The organism is Caloranaerobacter ferrireducens, assembly GCF_001730685.1.
Lineage (GTDB): Bacteria > Bacillota > Clostridia > Tissierellales > Thermohalobacteraceae > Caloranaerobacter > Caloranaerobacter ferrireducens.
This window is the reverse complement of record NZ_MDJR01000001.1, coordinates 864,381-887,430: the sequence shown is the minus strand read 5'-3', so window position 1 is coordinate 887,430 and position 23,050 is coordinate 864,381. Positions and strand designations below refer to the sequence as shown.

Here is a 23,050-nt window from a genome sequence, read left to right as displayed (position 1 = left end):
GATAATAGAATGTGAAAGTAGGTAATACTATGAATAGTAGAGATATTTTAATTTGGTTAAATAGTATTAATATGAATAGTAATACAATTGAAAAACTTGAAGAGTATTTTGGTGATTTTCATTTATTATGGGAAGCTTCAGCAGATGTTATTAATAAAATAAGTTTTTTGAGTGAGTATTCAAAAGCTATTCTAGTTAAATATAAAGATAAACATTATTATGAAGATTATAGATCTAAAGTTGAAAAAAGCGGAGCAAAAATAATAACAATTTTTGATGTTAATTATCCTAGACATTTAAAGAACATTTATAATCCACCAAAAGTAATTTACATTAAAGGTAGTTTAGAGATTAAGGATGAAATCTCTATAGCTATAGTTGGGGCTAGAAAAGCTACTGCGTATGGGAAATGGGTTGCAGAAAAGTTTGCAAAAGAACTAGCTGGGTTAGGAATTACTATAGTAAGTGGTTTAGCTCGTGGAATAGATACTAAAGCTCATGAAGGAGCACTTATAACTAAAGGGAGGACTATTGCTGTTTTAGGAAATGGAATAGATTCAGTATATCCTAAGGCTAATAAAACGTTGTTTGAAAAAATACAAAATAATGGAGCAATTATTACTGAATATCCTTTAGGAGTCCAACCATTACCATATAATTTTCCTATGAGAAACAGAATAATCAGTGGACTTTCTTTAGGTGTTTTAGTTGTTGAAGCTAGTGAAAAAAGCGGTTCTTTAATCACAGCACAAATAGCTTTAGAACAAGGGAGAGAAGTTTTTGCAATACCAGGGAATATTAATAGTATCTATAGTAAAGGCACAAACTTACTTATAAAAGATGGTGCGAAACTTGTTACAGATGTTGACGATATTATTGAAGAGATTACTTTGCTTAAAGATAGAGTTAAGGCAAAAAGAGTTAAAGAAATTTCTTGTTTAAATTTAGGAAAAGATGAAATTAAAATAGTTGAGTGTATAAAAGAATATCCTAAACATTGTGATGAAATATCTTACCAAACTGGATTGGATATAATAAAAGTAAATAGTATATTAACAATTTTGGAATTAAAGGGAATTGTAAAACAGTTACCTAGGAAGATTTTTCAATTAACTAATCTTTAAAAGTAGACTTAATATATAGTTTTTGATATAATAACAAACATTATGAAAGTTGGAGGTGTATGACTTGGCAAAATTCCTTGTTATAGTAGAGTCTCCTGCAAAGGCCAAAACTATAGGGAAGTTTTTAGGTAGTAATTATAAAGTAAAAGCATCTGTAGGACATGTTAGAGATTTACCCAAAAGTAAATTGGGTATTAAAATAGAAGAAAATTTTGAACCTGAATATATAACAATAAGAGGTAAAGGTCCTGTAATAAATGAGATAAAAAAAGAAGCAAAAAGAGCTGATAAGATTTATTTAGCAACGGACCCTGATAGAGAAGGAGAAGCAATTTCCTGGCATTTATCACATATATTAGGTCTTTCAAAAGATGATAAAGTTAGAATAGAATTTAATGAAATTACTAAAAACGCTATTAAAACTGCAATTAAAAAACCTCGACAAATCAATCAAAATTTGGTAGATGCACAACAGGCTAGAAGGATATTAGATAGACTTGTTGGATATAAAATTAGTCCTCTTTTATGGAGAAAAGTAAAAAGAGGGTTGAGTGCTGGTAGGGTACAGTCTGTTGCAACAAAACTTATTTGTGATAGAGAGAAAGAAATCGAAAATTTCAAACCTACCGAATATTGGACTATAGATCTTTTTCTCGAAAAAAATAGTCAAATATTCAAAGCGAATTTTTATGGTGTTAGAGAAAAAGGGAAAGAAAAGAAGTTAGAATTAAAAAGTAAAGATGATGTTGAAACTATTATTAAAGAAATTAAAACAAGTACTTTTACTATTGATGAAATTAAAAGAGGGAATAGAAAACGTAATCCTAACCCTCCTTTTACTACAAGTACTTTGCAACAGGAGGCATCTAGACGTTTAGGTTTTTCAACCAAAAAGACAATGATGATAGCTCAACAATTATATGAAGGTATTGATGTTAAAGGAGAAGGAACCGTTGGTCTTATTACTTACATAAGAACTGATTCAGTAAGAATATCTGATGAAGCTTTAAAAAAAGCTAAAGATTTTATAACAGAAGTTTATGGAGAAAAATATACGACAGGATTTAGAAGATTTAAGTCAAAAAGGAGAAATGATATTCAAGATGCCCATGAAGCGATCAGACCCACTTTAGTAAATAGAATACCAGAAAAAATAAAAGATTCTTTAAGCGCTGATCAGTATAAATTGTATAAACTTATTTGGGAAAGGTTTATTGCAAGTCAAATGAGTCCTGCATTATATGAAACTTTATCAGTTAAGATCAGTGCTGGAAATTATATTTTTAGAGCTTCTGGTTCTAAAATCGTATTTGATGGTTATTTAAAAATACTTAAAGATGATAAACAAGAAAAAGAAATAGAAATCCCGAATCTTAATGAAGGTGAAACTGTAAGTATTAAAGACATACAGTCTGAACAACATTTTACACAGCCGCCAGCAAGATATACTGAATCTACTTTGGTTAGAACTTTAGAAGAGTTAGGAATAGGTAGACCTAGTACATATGCACCTACAATTAGTACTATTTTGAGTAGAGGTTATGTAGTTTTGGAAAATAAATATTTTAAACCAACAGATTTGGGTATTTTAGTAACAGAGTTACTTCGAGAATATTTTACAGATATCATTAACGAAGAGTTTACTGCAGATATGGAAAATAAGTTGGATAAAATTGAAGAAGGTTTATTAAATTGGAAAGATGTAATAAACGAATTCTATAAAGAATTTAAAATAAGTCTTGAAAAAGCAGAAAATGAGATGAATAAGATAGAAATTCAGAATGAGATTACTGATATAAAATGTGAAAAATGCGGGAGATTTATGGTGATTAAACATGGAAGATTCGGAAAATTCTTGGCTTGTCCCGGATATCCAGAATGTAAAAATACGAAACCGATTGTGAAGGAGTTAGGTGTAAAATGTCCAGAATGTGGGGGCGAATTGATAGAAAGACACACTAAAAGAGGCAGGAAATTTTATGGATGTAGTAACTATCCTGAATGCTCATTTGTTTCATGGGATATGCCAACTGGAGACAAATGTCCCGAGTGTGGAGGAATATTAGTAAAGAAAAAAAATAAAAAAGGTACTTATATAAAATGTTCTAATAAGGGATGTAAGTATAAAAAAGAAACAAATGAAAAGTAAAGGGTGATATTATGAAAAATGAAGTAATAGTTATTGGTGGAGGATTAGCAGGATGTGAAGCAAGTTGGCAGTTAGCTAATAGAGGAATTAAAGTTAAACTATTTGAAATGAGACCTGCTAAAAATACAGAAGCACATCATACGGATAAATTAGCTGAGTTAGTGTGTAGTAATTCGCTAAAATCAGATAGTTTAGAGAATGCGGTAGGATTACTTAAAGCTGAAATGCGAATGTTAAATTCCTTAATTATTGAAGCTGCTGATAATAATAAAGTACCTGCAGGAGGAGCTCTTGCAGTTGATAGAGAAAGATTTTCAGAAGAGATAACTAATAAGATTTGTAATCATCCTAATATAGAACTTATAAGAAAGGAAATAACTGAAATACCAACTGATAGTTTTGTAATTATAGCTACGGGACCATTAACATCTAAAGATTTAACAGATAATATCTCTAAATTAACTAAAGCTGAATACTTATATTTTTATGATGCAGCGGCTCCAATTGTAACTTATGAATCAATTAATATGAAAAGAGCATTTAAAGGTTCAAGGTACAATAAAGGAGAAGCTGATTATATAAACTGTCCTATGAATAAAGAAGAATATGAACGTTTTTATGAAGAACTTATTAAAGCAGAAGTACATCCGTTGAAAAATTTTGAAAAACAGATTGTTTTTGAGGCTTGTATGCCAATAGAAACGATGGCGAAAAGAGGTAAAGAAACTTTATTGTATGGTCCATTAAAGCCTGTTGGTTTAGAAAACCCGATTACAAAAGAAAAATATTATGCGGTCGTTCAGTTAAGGCAAGACAATAAAGAAGGAACTTTATATAATATAGTTGGTTTTCAGACTAATTTAAAATGGGGTGAACAAAAAAGAGTATTCAGTTTAATTCCTGCTTTAGAAAATGCGGAATTTGTTAGATATGGCGTGATGCATCGTAACACTTATATTGATTCACCAAAGGTTTTGAAACCAACTTATCAATTAAAAGAATATAAGAATATAATGTTTGCAGGCCAAATAACAGGTGTTGAAGGATATGTTGAGTCAGCTGCTTCTGGATTAGTGGCAGGTATAAATATGTCTAGGATATTATTAGATAAAGAGCCAATAATATTTCCAAAAGAAACAGCACTTGGTTCTTTGAGTAATTATATTGCTGATGGAAGTATAAGTGATTTTCAGCCTATGCATATAAATTTTGGAATAATGCCTGAATTAGAACATAGAGTAAAAAATAAAAAAGAAAGAAATAGGTTGAAATCTGAACGAAGTTTAAAAGTTTTACAAAAATTTATCAAAGAGAATAAAATATTAGTTGATTGATGTGTTAAAATATGATAGTATTGATTGTTGCGGATAGGGGTGAAATTGTGTTTAGGGGAACTACAATTATTGCTGTAAAGAAAGGTAATAAGGTTGCGATAGCTGGAGATGGCCAAGTTACTTTTGGAGATAAAACTATTATGAAACATACAGCTAAAAAAGTGAGAAAATTATATAATAATACCGTAGTGGTTGGATTCGCGGGTTCTGTAGCTGATGCAATGACTTTATCTGAAAAACTAGAAGAAAAGCTAGAACAATTTAGTGGCAACCTAAAAAGAGCAGCTGTAGAGTTAGCAATGGATTGGAGAAATGATAAGATTTTAAGAAAACTTGAAGCTATGTTAATAGCAGGGAATAAAGATATTTTATTAGTAATATCAGGCAATGGTGAGGTTATTGAGCCTGAAGATGGTATAGTTGCTATAGGTTCAGGTGGTAGTTATGCATTTGCGGCTGGTAAAGCTTTGCTAAAACATTCCAATCTTTCAATTGAAGAAATAGTAAAAGAGTCGCTCTTGATAGCTTCATCCATATGTGTGTATACTAATAGTAATATTTCTGTAGAAGTGATTTAAAGGAGTGTTTTTTATGAATGAATTAACTCCAAAACAAATAGTTAAAGAATTGGATAAATATATTATAGGCCAACAGAAAGCAAAAAAATCTGTTGCAATTGCCTTAAGAAATAGATATAGAAGAAGTTTGCTAGATGAGGAGTTTAAAGAGGAAGTTAAACCCAAAAATATATTGATGATAGGGCCAACAGGTGTAGGAAAAACTGAGATTGCGAGAAGATTAGCTAAATTAGTGAATGCACCTTTTGTAAAAGTAGAAGCAACAAAATTTACTGAAGTAGGTTATGTAGGTAGAGATGTAGAATCAATGGTGAGAGATTTAGTGCAAACATCTATTCGAATGGTTAAATCAGAGAAAATTAAAATGGTATATAATAAAGCGCGTAATATTGCTTTAGATAGAATTGCTGAGATTTTAGTTCCACTACCTAAAAAAACAGAAGATTTTATAAATCCACTAAATGTTTTCTTTGGTACTAGTAAAAATGAGCAATATAATACCGATAATTCTATTGAAAATGAAGAAATTCAGAAACGAAGGAAAGAAATTAGAAAAAAACTTATTGGTAATGAGTTAGATAATAAAGTTATTGAAATAGAGATTGAAGAAAGTAAAAATTCTACTATAGAAATGTTTAGTGGAATTGGTATTGAGGAATTAAATATTAATGTGAATGATTTATTAGGTGGAATAATTCCAAAAATGACTAAAAAAAGAAAAGTTCCTATTAAAGAAGCGAAGAAAATATTAACTTCTCAAGAGGCTCAGAAACTTATAGATATGGATGAAGTTATTAATGAAGGGATTAAAAGAGCTGAAGAAAATGGAATAATCTTTATTGATGAAATAGACAAAATCGCTGGAAGGAATTATGGCTCTGGTCCCGACATATCAAGAGAAGGAGTGCAAAGAGACATTCTACCAATTATTGAGGGTAGTACTGTTATGACAAAATACGGTCCTGTTAAAACTGATCATATTCTTTTTATAGCAGCTGGAGCTTTTCATATTTCAAAAGTTACAGATTTAATACCAGAAATACAAGGTAGATTTCCTATTCGAGTAGAATTGGAGAATCTTACTCAGGATAATTTTAAAGAAATATTAACAAAGCCACAAAATGCACTTATTAAACAATATCAATTATTGTTAGAGACAGAAGGTATAAAAGTAACGTACACTGAAGAAGCTATTAATGAAATAGCAAGAATTGCATATCTTATTAATGAACAATCAGAAAATATAGGAGCCAGAAGACTGCACACTATATTAGAAAAATTACATGAAGATATATCTTTTGAAGCACCAGATATTGAAGAAAAAGAGATAGTAATTGATGTAAATTATGTTAGAGAGAAATTAAGTGATATTATAAAAGAAAAAGATATGTCAAAATACATAATCTGATGAAGGAGGATTAATATGGGTGAAAGTTTACTACAGAAGACAAGGAGACTTAATAAAATTCTGCAAAATTCAGGTAGTAGACCTGTTTCTTTTTCAGAATTAAGCACAACTTTAAGTGAAATTTTGGAGGCTAATGTTTATATAGCTAGTAAGAAGGGAAGAGTATTAGGGTTTGCTTTATCTTTAGGCTTTGAATGTAATATTATACAGAGTGAAGTAGTTGAAGAGAGAAGATTTCCTAAAGAATATAATGATGAATTATTGAGGATTAATGAAACTAAAGCAAATACGAAGGAAGTTGAAGAATGCGTGTTTGATCAAGTGTCTAAATGTGACTACCCTAACAAATTGAGTACAGTTGTGCCAATAATAAGTGGTGGAGTTAGACTAGGAACTTTAGTTCTTGCGAGGTTTGGTAGAGAATTTACTGAAGAGGATTTAGTTTTAGCTGAATATAGCGCAACAATAGTTGGAATGGAAATCTTAAGAGCTAAAAATGAAGAAATAGAGGAAGAGGCTCGTAAAAAAGCAATAGTTCAAATGGCAATAGGTACTTTATCATATTCTGAATTAGAAGCAGTAGAGCATATTTTTAATGAACTAGATGGAGATGAAGGTTTACTTGTTGCTAGTAAAATTGCTGATAGAGTTGGTATTACAAGGTCTGTAATTGTTAATGCGCTTAGAAAATTCGAAAGTGCTGGAGTAATTGAATCCAGGTCTCTTGGAATGAAAGGAACATATATAAAGATTTTAAATGACAAATTAATAGATGAACTAAAAAAAGTGAGAAGTTAGAAAAAGAAAGGTATGACAGTTATGTCGTACCTTTTTTTAACCTATTAGGACTTATTGACCATTTAAAGAAAATTGTAAAAAAATATAAAATAGAAGAAGGATATAAGCAAATTAAAGAAGAAAATTAATATTGTATAGTACAAAAAATAAAAATATGAAGGATTTTGTAAATTTATATCGAATAAATTAAAGATATTTGATTTAAGAGGTGAGTTTATGTTAAATGGAATATTTTCAACAGTTAATTTTCTAAAATTTGCACTTAATGGGACTTGGTTAAGACATGAAGCTATTTCAAATAATATAGCTAATGTAGATACACCTGGGTACAAAAGAATTACAGTTGAGTTTGAAGATATATTAAATGAAAGTCTAGAAAACAGAGCAATAAAACTGAAAGTTACTAATAGATTGCACATTAAATCACAGCATAATAACTTAGAGCCAAGGGTTATTGAACAAATGAATACTTCTACCAGATTAGATGGAAATAATGTAAATATTGATACTGAAATGGCAAATTTAGCAAAGAATACGATTATGTATAATGCTTTAATTCGACAGACAGCATCAGAATTCAGTAGAATTAAGTCAGTTATTAATGAGGGGAGGAGATAATAATGGGAGTTTTTAATGCTATAAATATTAGTGCTTCAGGAATGAGTGCAGAAAGAATAAGGATGGATATTATTTCTAAAAACATAGCTAATGCAAACACAACTAGGACAAGCAGTGGACTTCCCTATAGAAGAAAAATGGTAGTGTTTAAAGAAAAAAATAATAATAAACCTTTTTCATATTATTTGTCTGAGTATTCACGTAAGAGCTTAAATAAGCAAGGTGTAAAGATTAGTGCAATAATAGAAGATAAAAGTCCATTTAAAAAAGTATATGAACCAGGTCATCCAGATGCAGATAAAGATGGATATGTTTTAATGCCGAATGTAGAAGTGGTTAAAGAGATGGTAGATATGATAGCTGCTTCTAGAGCTTATGAAGCAAATATAACAGCAATTAATTCATCTAAAACTATGGCAATGAAAGCTCTAGAAATAGGTAGATAAGGAGGATAGTATATGGAGATAAACAATATAAGTAAAATGAAAAATTTAAGTTATGTAAGTAAGAGTACTACTATAAGTGAGAATAAAAAAGATTCTTTTGGAGATTTTTTTAAGGAAGCATTAGACAAAGTAAATAGTTTACAAAAAGATGCTGATCGTTATAATAGATTGTTAGCGACAGGACAAGTAGATAATATTCATGAGGTAATGATAGCTAGTGAAAAAGCAAACATAGCTTTACAACTTACGTTGAGTATTAGAAATAAGGTTATAGATGCATATAAGGAGATAATGAGGATGCAAATTTAATATTTAGTCGTAGCAGGAAATGAGGTGATTAAGTGTCTGAAACAATAAATAAAATTAGAAAACAGCTTAATGAGTTTTGGAGCGGACTGGATAAATCGAAAAAAATCAAGTTAACAGTTAGTACTTTTTTAGTTATAATTAGCGTTAGTCTGATTACATACTATTTTACACGTACAGAATATGAAATCCTTTACAAAAACTTGAGCTTAAAAGATGCTGGACTTATAACGGATAAGTTGGATGAAATGGGCATACAATGGAAAAATGCAGATGAAGGTACAACAATTTTAGTGCCAAAAGGATATAAAAATAAGGTAAAAATTCAGTTAGCAACTGAGGGACTGCCTAAAGATGGTTATAGCTTTTTAGATGCATTGAATGATAGTAGTTGGACTATGACAGATTACGAAAAAAGGCAGAGATTAGAATATGCTTTAGAAAGTGAACTTGCAAGCACTATAGCAGAAATAGATGGTATAGAAGGTGCTAAGGTATATTTAGATATACCAGAAGAAAGTAGTTTTGTATTAAAACAAAGTGAGGAAGCTACAGCTTCAGTTTTTATTAAACTATCTAGAAACCAACATTTATCACAAGAAAAAGTACTTGCTATAAGAAATTTAGTAGCTGGAGCTGTTAAAGAAATAAAGTTAGAAAATGTTTCGATTATTGATGATACAGGTGAGTTGCTTACTACAGATGAAAGTATTGAAAAATATAGTTATAGTAAGCAACTAGACGTACAATGGAGCATACAAAGAAGAATTGATAATAGTATAAAAAGGTTTTTAGAAACTATGTTTGGATATGGAAATGTTGATGTAAGATCAAGTGTAAAGATGAATTTCGATAGTGAAGTTACAAGAATTGTACAATTTCAACCACCGATAGAGGGTAGTGACGAAGGTCTGATACGTAGTATGGAGCAATTAGAAGAGAATATGGTTAATGGACTAGATGGAGGAGTGCCTGGAGTTGATTCGAATTCTGATAATGTTGTTGATTATGTACAGTCAGATAAGGACAATTCCAAGTTTTATAAAGCAAGTAAGATAATTAATTATGAGTTGAATGAAATAAACAAGCAGATTGAAAAATCACCTGGCAATATTGAATCTATAACTGTTGCAATTTTGATTAATGAAGATGCTATAGCAGATGGAGAACTTTCAGCTGAAGAAAAGAAGGAAATTGTTAAACTAATATATGCGGCTACTGGGTTAGATACAAAACAAGTACAGGTAAATACGGCAAAGTTTAATAAGTCACTATTAGATAATACTGATTATGTTACTAATGAAGCGAATAATAAAAATAATAATTTAATTTTGATATTATCAATGATTTTTATTGCATTAGCTGGGTTATTTGGGACTATTTACTACAGACGCAGAAATGAAAAATATGATATCAATGAGGTGTTAGAACAGAAATCAACACAGTTTGAACAGATTGAAGAGATAGATTTAGATAATAATGGGAAATCAGAAATTAAGAGCCAAATTGAGAAGTTTATTGATAAAAAACCTGAAGCTGTTGCACAATTATTAAGAACTTGGTTAAATGAGGATTAAGGAGGGAGAACCATGTCTAAATTACAGCAACTTACTGGAAAAGAGAAAGCTGCAATATTATTGATAACTTTAGGACCACAAAAATCAGCTGAAATATTCAAACATCTAAACGATGAAGAAATTGAAGAACTTACTTTAGAAATTGCAAATATTAGAATGGTTTCTCCTGAGGAAAAGGAAAAAGTGTTAGAGGATTTTTATCAATTATGTTTAGCTCAAGAGTATATATCTGAAGGTGGAATCAATTATGCTAAGGATGTTCTAGAAAGAGCTTTAGGTTCCCAAAAAGCAATTGATATAATTAATAAATTAACGGCTTCATTACAAGTAAGACCCTTTGAGTTTATTAGAAAGGCAGATCCTAATCAATTACTAAATTATATACAGAATGAGCATCCTCAGACTATAGCTTTGATATTGTCATATCTTAAACCTAGTCAAGCAGGACAAATTTTGTCAAATTTACCTCAAGATAAACAAGCTGAAGTAGCAAAAAGAATTGCAATAATGGATAGAACATCACCTGACATAATTAAGGAAATAGAAAGAGTGTTAGAAAATAAATTCTCAAACCTAGTTACTCAAGACTATACAAGTGTAGGTGGAATTGAAACAATAGTATCTATACTTAATACTGTTGATCGTGGAACTGAGAAACATATCATGGAAGAGTTAGAAACACAAGATGCTGAATTAAGTGAAGAGATAAGAAGAAGAATGTTTGTATTTGAAGATATTGTAACTTTAGATAGTAGATCGATACAAAGGATTATTAGAGAAATTGATAATAATCAATGGGCAATTGCTCTTAAATCTGCGAGTGAAGAAGTTAAACAGGTTATTTTTGCAAATATGTCTAAACGTTTAGCAGAAATGATAAAAGAAGATATGGAATTTATGGGTCCTGTTCGACTAAAAGATATAGAAGAAGCTCAACAGAATATTGTTAATGTTATAAGAAAACTTGAAGAAGAAGGCGAAATAGTTACTCCAAGAGGAGGGGACGAGATAGTTGTCTAATGTTATTAAATCGTATCAAGTGATTGTAGAAACATCTATTACAAATGATAACGTAAAAACTGATAGTAAAGATAATATTGAAAAAATTATAAAAGATGCTTGGGAAAAACATGATGAAATTATAAATAAAGCTAAAATAGAAGCAGAAACAATTCTTAATGAAGCAAGAGAAAATGCAGATATTATAATGGAAAGAATGTATCAAAAATCTCGGCTGATAATTGAAGAATCAAAACAAAAGGGGTATGAAGAGGGATATAAAAAAGGTTATGAAGAGGGTTGTATAGAAGCTGAAAAAATCATCAAAGAAGCAAATAGTGTAAAAAGAGAATACCTACAAGAAAAGGCTTTATGTTTGAAGCAATTAGAAAAAGATATCATAGAACTAGTAATTAACATAAGCGAAAAAATAATTAACCAGAAATTGGATGATGATAAAGAGGTTATTATATCAATTATATTAAAAGGTTTAGAAAGTTTATTAGTTAGCGATAAAGTTATTATTAGGATTTCTAAAGATGACTATGATATTGTTGAGCTTGCTAAAGAAAGGTTATTGGCAGAAGCAAGCTTGGTCGAAGATATTGAAGTGAAAATTGATAATAGTTTAGAAAAAGGTGGCTGTGTTATAGAGACTGAAAGAGGTTGTGTAGATGTTAGTATAAAAACTCAAATTGAAGCAATGAAAAAAACTTTAAAAGATATTTTAAATAGTGAGTGATATGTATGGAAGTAATAGATATAAAAAAGTACGTAGATGCAGTTAATAATGTTAAATTAATTAAGTACTATGGGAAAGTAACTAAAGTTATCGGTCTTACAATTGAATCAAATGGTCCACAAGCTAGTATAGGAGAACTATGTTATATATATCCTTTTAGCAGTAAACTTGCTTTACCAGCTGAAGTGGTTGGTTTTAAGGAAGACAAGGTTCTATTAATGCCTTTAGGAGATATGGAGGGAATAGGGCCAGGTAGTACTGTTGTATCAACAGGAAATTCTTTAAAAGTTAATGTTAGTGAAGAGTTGATTGGACGGGTTTTAGATGGATTAGGTGAACCGATTGATGGTAAAGGACCGATAAGCAATTGTAGAGCCTATTCAGTTATGAATAGTCCGCCAAATCCTCTGCAAAGAAAGAAAATAAGAGAAATTTTACCATTAGGGATAAAAGCGATAGATGGATTATTAACTTGCGGGAAAGGGCAAAGAATAGGCATTTTTGCAGGAAGTGGGGTTGGTAAAAGTACTACATTGGGAATGATTGCAAGAAATGTAAAAGCGGATGTTAATGTAATTGCACTTATAGGTGAAAGAGGTAGAGAAGTAAGGGAATTTATAGAAAATGATTTAAAAGAAGAAGGATTAAAAAAATCTGTTGTTGTAGTTGCTACATCTGATAAACCTGCTCTTGTTAGGATGAAAGGAGCTTTTCTAGCGACAGCAATAGCTGAATATTTTAGAGATCAAGGTAAAAATGTAATGCTTTTAATGGATTCGCTAACTAGATTTGCAATGGCACAGAGAGAAGTTGGTCTAGCTGTTGGCGAACCACCAGTTACAAGAGGGTATACACCATCAGTTTTTGCATTACTACCTAAACTTTTAGAAAGAGCAGGGACATCAGATAAAGGAACAATTACGGCTTTATACACGGTTTTAGTTGATGGAGATGACTTAAATGAACCAATAACTGATACTGTAAGAGGAATATTGGATGGACATATAGTTTTATCAAGAAAATTAGCAAATCAAAATCACTATCCTGCAATCGATGTGTTAGCAAGTATTAGCAGAGTGATGCCTAATATATGCGACCAAGAACATATAGACCTTGCTAATAAAATAAAGGATATAATATCAACTTATAAGGAAGCGGAGGATTTAATAAATATTGGTGCTTATAAACAAGGTACAAATAAAAAAATTGACATTGCTATTAATGTCATAGAAAAGATTAATGGTTTTCTAAAACAAAATATAATGGGCAAATATACATTAGAAGAAACATTAGAAATGATGAAAGATATCGTATCAGAGATATAGGATGTGGTTTGGGTGCAAAGTAGATTTAAGTTTAAATTTCAGAAGATTTTAGAGTACAAGGAGACTATGGAAAGCTTAAAATTAGCCGATTATAACAAAGCAAAAGAGAATTTAAATATAGAAGAAAATAAACTTAAAAAATTAATTAATTACCAAAAGAAAGAATTAGCTATGAGAAATAGAAACATGAAAAATATAACTATATTTGATTTAAAAAACTACAATACGATAATGAACTATATTAATAAGGAAATAGAAAAGCAAGAAATCAGGGTTGATAATGCTAGGGATATAATGGACAGCAAGAAAAAAGTTTTTTTAGAAGCTTTAAAAGAAAAAAAGATAATGGAAAAGATCAAGGAAAAGCATTACAATGAGTTTACTTATGAAATAAAAAAAGAAGAAGATAACTTAATAGATGAAATTGTAAACTTCAGAAACAGTAAAAATTAACGGGGGTTTATTATGACAAAAGAAAAAAACAGTGGTAATAAAATTATTACAATTGTTATTGTTATATTTTTAATATTGACTATACCAATTGGGGTTTTTGCAACAATCTATTATAAAGTTGATTCCTTTAGAACATTAGTTAATAATCAGTTAAAAGATGCTCCTGGTTTTGTAGGAGAATATTTCAGTAGCTATCCGACGGAAGAAGAAATTGAAGCTAAAAAAATGTTTCTTATCGAGTATTTTAATAAGATTGATATAAATAGTGCAGCAGATAAATTGTATATTATAAAAAAAGATGATAATAAACTTTACAACGAGATTGTAAAATTGATGAATAGTAAATATCCAAGTAAAACAGTAGATATAATTAAATTGATTAGGGATATGGAATTAAGAAAAGATTTACTTTTTTCATTGTATGATGAAATACAAAAAGAAGAGCAAGATAATATAAAAAAAGAAGCAGAAAGACTTCAGAAAATGGATAGTTATTTAGCTTTAAAAGAAATTAAGGAGAAAATTAATAGTAGTACAGATGAACAAGATAAAGTCGCTTATATAATTAATAATATGGATGATAAGAAAGTAGTAGAGATACTATATTATTTAGGGGATGATGAAAGAAAATTAATATTATCTAAGTTGTCATCAATTGATAAAGATAAAATGTATATATTAAAATCTTATTTACTAGAAAAAGAGATGAAATATGAAGAGTTTAAGAATCTAGCAAAAATTTATGAAGGAAAGAATTCATATGAAGCTTACAAGATTTTAGGAAATACAGAAAAATATTCAATTAGCGATTTAGCTAAAATATATATTAATTTATCTTTAGAAAAAGCAGCAGATATTCTTAAATATTCGGGAGATAAAGATTTTGTTGAAGAGCTGTTTTATAATATTAGACATGAAGAACTACTGACAGGGTCAAAAGAAAATATTACAATCAAATTAAGCCAAATTATTGATTACATAAAAGAGTATGAAGAAAAATTAAATAATTTAGTTTTGATTTACGAAAAAATGGATGCTAAAGATGTCGCTAATATTATTGAAAAATTAATTGTAAATGATAAAGAATTAACAGCACTTAAAATAGACTCTATAAGTTACTATACTGTTTCTGATTCAAAATTAGCTATAGATATATTAAGAAGGTTGAAAAAAACGACAGTGTCAGAAGTGCTAAAAAATTTAAATGATAGAAAGGCAGCAGAGATTACTAGGAAGTTAGCTTTACAATGATGAAAGGAGGTGAGCTTGTGAATAATATTGCTGAAATGACTTTTATTAATGATAATTTTAAAGTAGATACAAAGTGTAATTTAAAAGAGAAGCCAAAGAATAGTTATTTTGAAAATGTATTAAGTGATAAGTTAAATAATAATGAGATTAAAGAAGTTAAAGATAGACAAGTTATTTCGATTAGAAATTACAGTAAAAATAAGGAACAAAAAAAAGAAAAGGTTAATTTGCAAAGAAAAGCTACTAATTGTGAAGAAATACAAAAAAGTAAAGTTATCTCTGATGATGAAAAAGAAAATATTGAACTTGTTGATGAAAGAATCAATATGAATTTAATGTTAGAAAGTATTGAAGAGATAATAGCTGATATTAGCAGAATTTTATCAAATCAAGAAAGTTCTAAATTAAATAACGATTTTAAAAGTTTATTGATTCAGCTTGAGAGTATTAAGGAACAGAATGTTTTAAATCTAAAGTTAGAAAAAAATATTATTAGATTAACAAATCAAGTAATAACTCTAATACAAACATATGAAGAAAATAAAGAGATAAAAATGAATCAGGAGCTTAGTAAGTTTTTAAGCAAATTAAATTATTTAGTAGATGACTTATTGAGTAAAAATGAACAAAGTGAGAATTTTAAGTTTATTAAAGGAGTTATAAGCAAGGGAAATAATATAAAGAAGCTTAATGCATACAAAAAAAATAGCGAAAACAAAGAAAGTAGAGAAATAAGATTAGTTGGTAATATAAAAAATGAGCATTACAAGTTGCTTACAAAAAATGTAGATTTAATAGAAGATGAAATAAAAGAAAATAATCTTTTAGGCAGTAAAAATGAAAGAATTTTAACAGTAAATAACCAAACAAACAATTTAATTGAAAAGTTTAACGTTGTTAAAGAAAATATTTTAAATAACTATGAGAGTAATTTAACTAATGAAAAAACTTTATTACAGAACATAGACAAGAATATGTTGATGAAACAGATTATTGAAAAACTGAGTTTAAATAATGAAAAAACAAATCCAGAAATAAGAATTAAGTTAAAACCAGAAGTTTTAGGAAATTTATTTTTAAAGATTACAACTAAAGAAAATTTAGTTTTAGCTCGAATTATTGTGGAAAATTATCAGGTAAAACAAGTAATAGAAGCAAATTTAGATGTTTTAAAAGACAATCTAAAAGAACAGGGATTAGAGATTTATGAATTTAGTATAGATGTTGGACAAAGTGCAAATTTTGATAATTACAATTCACAATCTGGTTATAACAGAAATTATTTCATGAATCAAAAGGGAAGTCAATTGATAAATCAGGATGTTGAGGAAGAATTCTTATATAGTAATGAAATATTAAATAGTCTCATAGATAGTAGTATTGATTTAAAAGCATAGAGGTGATAATTTAATGAGTATTAATGAGGTTAACAATCAGAAATTTTATAGTATTACAAATGATAATTCAAAGTCTTCTAAAGCTGATACAAACAATAGTACTTTAGGTAAAGATTCTTTTTTAAAATTATTAGTAACACAGTTAAAAAATCAAGATCCATTAAATCCTATTGATGATAAAGAATTTATCTCCCAAATGGCTCAATTTAGTACGTTAGAGAAAATACAAACATTAGATGAGAACTTGCAGAAGTCGCAAAAAAATATATTAGAAGAGATTAAAGATTTTAACAGTTATCAAAAGGAAATTAAAAACTTAGTTGACGGTTTTCAAAAAGAAAACGCTGAAAAGCTATTGGAAATTAAAGCAGTTTTGAATTCTATGAAAGGAATATAAATGAAAAGTATCATGATTTTAGTAATACAAATCTGGAGTGATATAGATGAGCGTTTCTTATGAAAATATAATAATAAAAAACAGAATTAATTCTAATGGTTATATAAAAAAAGAAATAAATGTAAAGCAAAACTGCAGTTTTGATGATATATTAAGAAGGCTTGAAAAAAAAAGTAGTCAATTGAAATTTTCAAAACATGCAATTGAGAGAATGGAGCTAAGAAATATAAAGCTTAATAAAGAAGATTTGAAGAATATAGAAAATGCTGTTAGTAAAGCAGAGAGTAAAGGCGTCAAGGAAGCTTTAATTCTTTTTAAAAATACAGCTTTTATAATAAGTATTAAGAATAGAACTGTTATTACAACTGTAACTCATGAGCAGTTAAAAGAGAATGTGTTTACAAATATTGATGGAGCTGTGATCATATAGCTGGACCTATTCAGGAAGCTATTTATGCCTGACTGACAGAGGGCATAATGAAAAACAAAGGAGGTTTTTAATTATGATGAGATCGATGTATTCAGGTGTATCTGGATTAAGAGTACACCAATTGAAAATGGATGTAATTGGTAATAATATAGCGAATGTAAATACAATAGGTTACAAAAGGGGACAAGTTACTTTTCAAGAAGTTTTCAGCCAAGTTGTAAAAGGCGCTGGAGCTCCTCAAGCTGGCAGAGGAGGTACAAACCCACAGCAAATAGGTTTAGGGCTAAAAATTGGTTCGATTAATACAATTTTTGCAAAAGGAGCCTCACAAAGAACGGATAATCCAACTGATTTGATGATTGATGGAGAAGGATTTTTTATGGTTACTGATGATCCTAAATATGAAAACATTTATTATACAAGAGCAGGCAATTTCGTTCTAGATAAAGAAGGTTATTTAGTAACACCTGATGGTTTTAAAGTACTAGGTATAAACGAGAGTGGGGAGTATGCTCCTATAAAAATTAATCGTTCAGAAACAGCACCACCAAGTGCATCTACTACTGTTGAGTTTGTAGGTAATTTAGATTCTAGAATGCAAGCTAATGAAGAATTTTTAACAGATACGATAGTAAAGGATAGTTTGGGTAATTCATATAAGATTAATTTCAAATTTACAAAAACAGCCAATCCTAACGAATGGGATTTAGATGTTGTTAATGTAATAGATTTAGCTACAGGCAATGCTATTTCTCCAGCACCAACAAGTTCGACACAAACGTTAACTTTTGACAGTAATGGATTTTTAAATAGTGCAACTAAAACTTTTGAAATACAGTTTTCTGGAACAGATACATATTTTGGTCCAAGCAGTTCTGATAACAAATTAGTAGTAGACTTTTCTAAAATCACACAATTTGCAAATGAAAATGATGTAAAAGGATTTGATGTTCCAGATCAGAATGGGCAGTATGGTAAAAGTGCTGGTTCTTTAACTGGTTTTGCTGTGGATGCTTCAGGAGTAATTACAGGAAGTTTTACAAATGGTGAAAAGAAATCATTAGGGCAATTAGTATTGGCTAAATTCGACAATCCTATGGGTTTACAAAAGGTAGGTAATAACTTTTTTGAAAGCACACCAAACTCAGGAGAACCTCAGATTGGGAAACCTAGCTCAAGTGGTTTTGGTTCAATAAATCCAGGAGTTCTTGAAATGTCAAATGTTGATTTATCAATGGAGTTTACAGAAATGATTACAACACAAAGAGGTTTCCAAGCAAACTCAAGGGTTATAACTACAACTGATGAAATGCTACAAGAACTAGTTAATATGAAAAGGTAACTATTAGGGTAGATTTCTACCCTAATAGTACTTGTAGATGGAGATGATTGTATGGTAATATTGAAAAGGATAAATGGAAAGGAATTTGTTTTGAATAGTGATTTAATTGAATTTGTTGAAGCAACACCTGATACAATAGTAACATTAACTAATGGTAAAAAAATTGTTGTAAAAGAAACAGTAGAAGAAGTAATAGATAAAGTTATAAATTATAAAAGAGAAATTTACAAAAGCTTATTAAACATAGGAAATGAGGTGTAACTATTGGATTTAGCAACTGCCATTGGTTTTATAGCAGGTATCGTATTTATTGTATGGGGAATTTCGCTATCAGGTAGTATAAAAACTTTTATTGATATTCCTTCTTTAGTTATAGTTCTGGGAGGAACTATAGCTGCTACTTTTATTAGTTATCCTCTGTCTAAAGTATTAAAAACGTTAAGAGTTGTAAAAAATGCATTTATGACAAAAAATATTTCACCAACGGAAATTATAAATGAAATAATTAAGCTAGCTAACATAGCTAGAAGAGAAGGACTTCTTGCATTAGAAGAAGCAGCAGAAAATGTAGAGGATATGTTTTTAAAAAAAGGAATTGTTCTAATAGTTGATGGTACTGATCCAGAGCTTGTTAGAAATATATTAGAAACAGAACTATCTTTTACTGAAGAAAGACATGGAGAGGGACAAAGTATTTTTGAAGCTATGGGTAGTTATGCTCCTGCATTTGGTATGATAGGTACTTTAATTGGACTTATTAATATGCTTAAAGATTTAAATGATCCTGCAAGTGTAGGACCTAATATGTCTGTAGCTTTGATTACAACTTTTTATGGTTCTTTATTCGCTAATTTAATATTCATTCCGATTGCTAACAAACTTAAAGGCAGAAGTCGTGAGGAAATACTCGTAAAAGAGTTAATTGTTGAGGGACTTTTATCAATTCAAGCTGGTGAAAACCCTAGGATTATAGAAGAAAAATTAAAAACTTTCCTGCCACCTGAAACGAGAAAAACTATGGAAAAAGAAACTGAAGGTGGGGAAGTATAATGAAGAGAAGAAAAAACGAGGAAAAGAAAGGCGCACCTGAATGGATGGCTACATATGGCGATATGGTTACTTTACTTCTTTGTTTCTTTGTATTATTGTTTTCTTTTTCTGAAATAAATGTACAGAAATTTGAAGCTATTATGAAGTCCTTTCAAGGTTCATTAGGTGTTTTGAAAGGTGGAAAAACAATACAGGATGTACCTTTTGTAAATACAGGTAAATTACCACAAAATAAATCTACAAATGAAAGAAAAGAGATCGAGGATTTTCGTAAATTAAAAGTTCTAATTGAAGAATATGCAAGAGAAAAGGGTCTTGAGACTAAGGTAATAGCTAAAATTGAAGAAAGAGGCTTGATAATTAGAGTTCTAGATAATGTCTTTTTTGATTCTGGGAAAGCAGAGATAAAACCGAAAGCAAAAGAAATTTTAAGATATATAGGGGATATACTTAATAGAAACGAATTTAAATCCAAACATATAAAAATAGAAGGACATACAGATACAGATCCGATAAAAACATCAAAATTTCCGTCAAATTGGGAATTATCTGCTATTAGGGCTACTAATGTCTTAAGATTTTTAATGGAAGAGAAAGGAATAGAAGGTAATAGAATCTCTTCAGCTGGATATGCTTATTATAGACCTGTAGCTCCTAATGATACTCCTGAAAATAAAGCTAAAAATAGAAGAGTTGATATTGTAATTTTAAAATCATCATATGCAAAATGGGAGCCAGATTAATAAAAGGGGTTGTAAATATGAATAGTAAGAAGATTTTGATTATTGCTGTTATAGTATTAACAGTTTCATTAATTTTAGTAGCTGTTTTCTCTTTTTTATACGTTAAAAGCAAAGCAGATGTTAATAAGCCAAAAGAGAAGTTTTATTTTGATGTAGGTCAGATGTATAGTAATGTAAAGGATAGTAGCAGTATTGTTAAAGTTGATATAACGGTAGAAGTAACGGATAAGGAATTATTAAAAGTATTAGAGACAAAGAAGTTCTTAATAAATAATCAGATTAATGAGATTATTAGAAGTAAAACAGAAGAAGAGCTAGAAGGCAGTGATGGACAAGTTCTGCTTCAGAAAGAAATTACAGCAAAATTAGCAGAATTGTTTAATACTGAAGATATAACAAATATTTATTTTAAAGAATTAATTGTACAGTAGGGAGGTATAACTATTGTCTGAAGTTCTTTCACAGAGTGAAATAGATGCCCTACTCAAGGCTTTAACTTCTGGAGAAGTAGATGTTAAAGAAATAAAAGAAGAAGCAAAAGAAAAGAAAATAAGAAAATATGATTTTAGAAATCCACAAAAAATAGCTAAAGACCAGATGAGGACATTGGGCATTATTCATGATAAGTTAGCTAGATTACTACAAACGTTTTTATCAGGTTATTTAAGAGCATCTGTAAATGTTGAAGTATTAACTATTGATCAATATGTTTTTAGTGAGTTTAGTAATGCAATTTCAAATCCTGCTTTTCTTTCGATTATTAATTTCCATCCATTATCAGGGCAGATTATATTAGATATTTCACCAAATATTGCTTATGCTGTTATAGATAGGTTATTAGGTGGCAATGGTAGTAATATTGAGTTAAATCGTAGTTTTACTGAAATAGAGTTGGTATTATTAAAGCAGGTTTTTTATCGAATTAGAGATATAATAACACAAGCTTGGGATAATATATTAGAATTGAAACCATCTTTAGAGAAAATAGAAACTAATTCACAATTTATACAAATAGTTTCTCCTAGTGAAACAATAGTATTAATTACATTAAATATAAAAATAGGAGAAACTGAAGGAATGGCTAATATATGTATTCCTCATTTAACAATAGAACCAATATTAAACAAATTAAGTACTAAACTTTGGTATTCGACAAATAATAAAGACATTGATTCAACTGAAATGGAGATCGTTGAGAAGAGAATAAAGAAAGTAAAGGTGCCTTTGATAGCGGAAATTGGTAGTACTATGATTACAGTTAAAGATTTATTAGACTTACGAGTAGGTGATGTTATAAAACTTGATAAAACAAAAGATAGTGAATTAGAAATTAAAGTAGGTTCAAAAACGAAGTTTTATGGGGTACCTGGAACTAAAAATAATAAAATGGCTGTTAAGATTACCAGAGTCAAAAAGGATGGTGAAGATGTAGATGACGAATAATATGCTTTCACAAGAGGAGATAGACGCTTTACTACGAGGAGAGTTAGCAGATAATAGCAATGCAGTTGCAGTAAATGAAGAATTAAGTGAAACAGAAAAGGATGCACTAGGAGAAATAGGGAATATTAGTATGGGAACAGCTGCAACAACTTTGTATACTTTGCTTGGTAAAAAAGTTACTATTACAACACCTAAGGTAGAGATAACTAATACAGAAGAGCTTTCAAAAAAATATGTAGTACCATTTGTAGCAGTAGATGTAAAATATAAGCTAGGGCTTGAAGGTTCAAATTTATTAATATTGAAAACAAATGATGTAAAAGTTATTACTGATCTTATGATGGGTGGTGATGGTACAAATACAGATAGAGAGTTAAATGAGATGGATTTAAGTGCTATAAGTGAAGCAATGAATCAAATGGTTGGTTCGTCAAGCACCTCACTATCAGAGATGTTTTCTACAGTTATTGATATTGAGCCTCCTAGAGCTTTTCTAATAAAACTAAATGAAGATAACATAAATTTAGATATTTTTAAAAATAAAACTATTGTTAAAATATCTTTTAGAATGATTATTGGTGATTTAATTGATAGTGAAATAATGCAGCTTTTACCAATTGATTTTGCGAAAAATATGGTAAGTAGGCTTCTAGGTCAAGAATCTGATTTTAATTTTGATAATTCAAATAATAATGTGGATTTAACTGGTCAAGAAGAAGATGAGAAATCAAAATATGATAATGAGTCTATGAGTATGAATACTATAGAAAATTTAAGTTATAGTGTGAATAACAAAGAAATTAAGGAACAAGAACATATTAATGTAAGAAAAGTAGAATTTCAGTCCTTTGATGAGAACAAAAAAATAGAATATAATGAAAGCATTGATTTGATACAGGAAATACCTGTAGAAGTTACTGTTGAATTAGGTAGAACAACTAAAAAAATTAGTGAGATTTTAGAGTTTGGTCCTGGAACAGTTATAGAATTGGACAAGCTAGTCGGAGAACCTTTAGAAATATTTGCTAATGGCAAATTTATTGCTAAAGGTGAGGTTGTAGTAATTGATGATAATTTTGGTGTTAGAATAACAGATGTTGTAAACCCATCAAAAAGGATAAGTAAAATTTAAAAAGAAAT

25 protein-coding genes are annotated in these 23,050 nt (G+C 29.4%); all 25 read left to right on the top strand.

Annotation, left to right across the window (positions count from 1 at the left end):
- Positions 1 to 29 precede the first annotated feature (29 nt).
- Entirely contained in the window at positions 30 to 1,124 is a 1,095-nt protein-coding gene (gene dprA / locus BFN48_RS04375) for a DNA-processing protein DprA (RefSeq protein ID WP_069649623.1), read from the top strand.
- Between the two features lie 64 nt (positions 1,125 to 1,188).
- Complete coding sequence (gene topA / locus BFN48_RS04370; protein ID WP_069649622.1) at positions 1,189 to 3,273, top strand: type I DNA topoisomerase; 2,085 nt, start codon at positions 1,189 to 1,191, stop codon at positions 3,271 to 3,273.
- 11 nt (positions 3,274 to 3,284) lie between these two features.
- A complete protein-coding gene (gene trmFO / locus BFN48_RS04365) occupies positions 3,285 to 4,607 on the top strand; it encodes a methylenetetrahydrofolate--tRNA-(uracil(54)-C(5))-methyltransferase (FADH(2)-oxidizing) TrmFO (RefSeq protein ID WP_069649621.1) in 1,323 nt (440 codons plus the stop codon).
- A 47-nt stretch (positions 4,608 to 4,654) separates the two neighbouring features.
- Positions 4,655 to 5,185 (top strand): ATP-dependent protease subunit HslV, encoded by a 531-nt coding sequence (hslV, locus tag BFN48_RS04360; RefSeq protein ID WP_069649620.1) that lies wholly within the window; start codon positions 4,655 to 4,657, stop codon positions 5,183 to 5,185.
- 13 nt (positions 5,186 to 5,198) lie between these two features.
- Positions 5,199 to 6,593: an ATP-dependent protease ATPase subunit HslU gene (gene hslU, locus BFN48_RS04355; protein ID WP_069649619.1), complete on the top strand. Its 1,395-nt coding sequence runs from the start codon at positions 5,199 to 5,201 to the stop codon at positions 6,591 to 6,593.
- A 15-nt stretch (positions 6,594 to 6,608) separates the two neighbouring features.
- Positions 6,609 to 7,391, top strand: a complete 783-nt coding sequence (gene codY, locus BFN48_RS04350) for a GTP-sensing pleiotropic transcriptional regulator CodY (RefSeq protein ID WP_069649618.1) — start codon at positions 6,609 to 6,611, stop codon at positions 7,389 to 7,391.
- A gap of 216 nt (positions 7,392 to 7,607) precedes the next feature.
- Positions 7,608 to 8,009, top strand: a complete 402-nt coding sequence (gene flgB / locus BFN48_RS04345; protein ID WP_069649617.1) for a flagellar basal body rod protein FlgB — start codon at positions 7,608 to 7,610, stop codon at positions 8,007 to 8,009.
- 2 nt (positions 8,010 to 8,011) lie between these two features.
- Positions 8,012 to 8,455, top strand: a complete 444-nt coding sequence (gene flgC, locus BFN48_RS04340; protein WP_069649616.1) for a flagellar basal body rod protein FlgC — start codon at positions 8,012 to 8,014, stop codon at positions 8,453 to 8,455.
- Positions 8,456 to 8,467: 12 nt separating this feature from the next.
- Positions 8,468 to 8,764, top strand: a complete 297-nt coding sequence (gene fliE / locus BFN48_RS04335) for a flagellar hook-basal body complex protein FliE (RefSeq protein WP_069649615.1) — start codon at positions 8,468 to 8,470, stop codon at positions 8,762 to 8,764.
- Between the two features lie 32 nt (positions 8,765 to 8,796).
- A complete protein-coding gene (fliF, locus tag BFN48_RS04330) occupies positions 8,797 to 10,338 on the top strand; it encodes a flagellar basal-body MS-ring/collar protein FliF (protein ID WP_069649614.1) in 1,542 nt (513 codons plus the stop codon).
- Positions 10,339 to 10,350: 12 nt separating this feature from the next.
- Complete coding sequence (fliG, locus tag BFN48_RS04325) at positions 10,351 to 11,358, top strand: flagellar motor switch protein FliG (RefSeq protein WP_069649613.1); 1,008 nt, start codon at positions 10,351 to 10,353, stop codon at positions 11,356 to 11,358.
- Positions 11,351 to 12,079 (top strand): FliH/SctL family protein, encoded by a 729-nt coding sequence (locus BFN48_RS04320; RefSeq protein WP_069649612.1) that lies wholly within the window; start codon positions 11,351 to 11,353, stop codon positions 12,077 to 12,079. The genes fliG and BFN48_RS04320 overlap by 8 nt, the downstream gene beginning before the upstream one ends.
- Positions 12,080 to 12,084: 5 nt before the next feature.
- Complete coding sequence (fliI, locus tag BFN48_RS04315) at positions 12,085 to 13,404, top strand: flagellar protein export ATPase FliI (RefSeq protein ID WP_069649611.1); 1,320 nt, start codon at positions 12,085 to 12,087, stop codon at positions 13,402 to 13,404.
- 12 nt (positions 13,405 to 13,416) lie between these two features.
- On the top strand, positions 13,417 to 13,857 hold the full coding sequence (gene fliJ, locus BFN48_RS04310; RefSeq protein WP_069649610.1) for a flagellar export protein FliJ: 441 nt from the start codon (positions 13,417 to 13,419) through the stop codon (positions 13,855 to 13,857).
- A 12-nt stretch (positions 13,858 to 13,869) separates the two neighbouring features.
- Positions 13,870 to 15,108, top strand: a complete 1,239-nt coding sequence (locus BFN48_RS04305) for a MotE family protein (protein WP_069649609.1) — start codon at positions 13,870 to 13,872, stop codon at positions 15,106 to 15,108.
- Positions 15,109 to 15,125: 17 nt separating this feature from the next.
- Positions 15,126 to 16,505 (top strand): flagellar hook-length control protein FliK, encoded by a 1,380-nt coding sequence (locus tag BFN48_RS04300; RefSeq protein WP_069649608.1) that lies wholly within the window; start codon positions 15,126 to 15,128, stop codon positions 16,503 to 16,505.
- Positions 16,506 to 16,518: 13 nt separating this feature from the next.
- The gene (locus BFN48_RS04295) at positions 16,519 to 16,902 is read left to right on the top strand and encodes a flagellar hook assembly protein FlgD (RefSeq protein ID WP_069649607.1); all 384 of its coding nucleotides are present in this window, start codon (positions 16,519 to 16,521) and stop codon (positions 16,900 to 16,902) included.
- 46 nt (positions 16,903 to 16,948) lie between these two features.
- Positions 16,949 to 17,332: a TIGR02530 family flagellar biosynthesis protein gene (locus BFN48_RS04290; RefSeq protein ID WP_069649606.1), complete on the top strand. Its 384-nt coding sequence runs from the start codon at positions 16,949 to 16,951 to the stop codon at positions 17,330 to 17,332.
- A 73-nt stretch (positions 17,333 to 17,405) separates the two neighbouring features.
- Positions 17,406 to 18,674, top strand: coding sequence for a flagellar hook protein FlgE (locus tag BFN48_RS04285; RefSeq protein WP_069649605.1), 1,269 nt, complete (start codon positions 17,406 to 17,408; stop codon positions 18,672 to 18,674).
- Positions 18,675 to 18,725: 51 nt separating this feature from the next.
- Positions 18,726 to 18,935, top strand: coding sequence for a flagellar FlbD family protein (locus tag BFN48_RS04280; protein ID WP_069649604.1), 210 nt, complete (start codon positions 18,726 to 18,728; stop codon positions 18,933 to 18,935).
- Positions 18,936 to 18,938: 3 nt separating this feature from the next.
- A complete protein-coding gene (locus BFN48_RS04275; RefSeq protein ID WP_069649603.1) occupies positions 18,939 to 19,724 on the top strand; it encodes a flagellar motor protein in 786 nt (261 codons plus the stop codon).
- On the top strand, positions 19,724 to 20,467 hold the full coding sequence (locus BFN48_RS04270) for an OmpA/MotB family protein (protein ID WP_083238778.1): 744 nt from the start codon (positions 19,724 to 19,726) through the stop codon (positions 20,465 to 20,467). The genes BFN48_RS04275 and BFN48_RS04270 overlap by 1 nt, the downstream gene beginning before the upstream one ends.
- A 17-nt stretch (positions 20,468 to 20,484) precedes the next feature.
- Positions 20,485 to 20,898 (top strand): flagellar basal body-associated FliL family protein, encoded by a 414-nt coding sequence (locus BFN48_RS04265; protein WP_069649601.1) that lies wholly within the window; start codon positions 20,485 to 20,487, stop codon positions 20,896 to 20,898.
- 13 nt (positions 20,899 to 20,911) lie between these two features.
- Positions 20,912 to 21,910 carry a flagellar motor switch protein FliM gene (gene fliM / locus BFN48_RS04260; protein ID WP_069649600.1) on the top strand — a complete coding sequence of 333 codons (999 nt, stop codon included), beginning with the start codon at positions 20,912 to 20,914 and terminating at the stop codon, positions 21,908 to 21,910.
- Positions 21,900 to 23,042, top strand: coding sequence for a flagellar motor switch phosphatase FliY (fliY, locus tag BFN48_RS04255; protein WP_069649599.1), 1,143 nt, complete (start codon positions 21,900 to 21,902; stop codon positions 23,040 to 23,042). Before fliM ends, fliY begins: the two co-directional genes overlap by 11 nt.
- Positions 23,043 to 23,050 lie beyond the last annotated feature (8 nt).

What these genes read in the sequence shown, in the direction of transcription:
- fliG (WP_069649613.1), top strand. Translation starts at nt 10,351, where the DNA reads ATGTCTAAATTACAGCAACTTACTGGAAAAGAGAAAGCTGCAATATTA.
- BFN48_RS04290 (WP_069649606.1), top strand. Translation starts at nt 16,949, where the DNA reads ATGAGCGTTTCTTATGAAAATATAATAATAAAAAACAGAATTAATTCT.
- BFN48_RS04285 (WP_069649605.1), top strand. Translation starts at nt 17,406, where the DNA reads ATGATGAGATCGATGTATTCAGGTGTATCTGGATTAAGAGTACACCAA.
- BFN48_RS04305 (WP_069649609.1), top strand. Translation starts at nt 13,870, where the DNA reads ATGACAAAAGAAAAAAACAGTGGTAATAAAATTATTACAATTGTTATT.
- fliY (WP_069649599.1), top strand. Translation starts at nt 21,900, where the DNA reads ATGACGAATAATATGCTTTCACAAGAGGAGATAGACGCTTTACTACGA.
- hslU (WP_069649619.1), top strand. Translation starts at nt 5,199, where the DNA reads ATGAATGAATTAACTCCAAAACAAATAGTTAAAGAATTGGATAAATAT.
- trmFO (WP_069649621.1), top strand. Translation starts at nt 3,285, where the DNA reads ATGAAAAATGAAGTAATAGTTATTGGTGGAGGATTAGCAGGATGTGAA.
- BFN48_RS04295 (WP_069649607.1), top strand. Translation starts at nt 16,519, where the DNA reads ATGAGTATTAATGAGGTTAACAATCAGAAATTTTATAGTATTACAAAT.
- codY (WP_069649618.1), top strand. Translation starts at nt 6,609, where the DNA reads ATGGGTGAAAGTTTACTACAGAAGACAAGGAGACTTAATAAAATTCTG.
- BFN48_RS04265 (WP_069649601.1), top strand. Translation starts at nt 20,485, where the DNA reads ATGAATAGTAAGAAGATTTTGATTATTGCTGTTATAGTATTAACAGTT.
- BFN48_RS04270 (WP_083238778.1), top strand. Translation starts at nt 19,724, where the DNA reads ATGAAGAGAAGAAAAAACGAGGAAAAGAAAGGCGCACCTGAATGGATG.
- BFN48_RS04280 (WP_069649604.1), top strand. Translation starts at nt 18,726, where the DNA reads ATGGTAATATTGAAAAGGATAAATGGAAAGGAATTTGTTTTGAATAGT.
- flgC (WP_069649616.1), top strand. Translation starts at nt 8,012, where the DNA reads ATGGGAGTTTTTAATGCTATAAATATTAGTGCTTCAGGAATGAGTGCA.
- fliI (WP_069649611.1), top strand. Translation starts at nt 12,085, where the DNA reads ATGGAAGTAATAGATATAAAAAAGTACGTAGATGCAGTTAATAATGTT.
- fliE (WP_069649615.1), top strand. Translation starts at nt 8,468, where the DNA reads ATGGAGATAAACAATATAAGTAAAATGAAAAATTTAAGTTATGTAAGT.
- dprA (WP_069649623.1), top strand. Translation starts at nt 30, where the DNA reads ATGAATAGTAGAGATATTTTAATTTGGTTAAATAGTATTAATATGAAT.
- flgB (WP_069649617.1), top strand. Translation starts at nt 7,608, where the DNA reads ATGTTAAATGGAATATTTTCAACAGTTAATTTTCTAAAATTTGCACTT.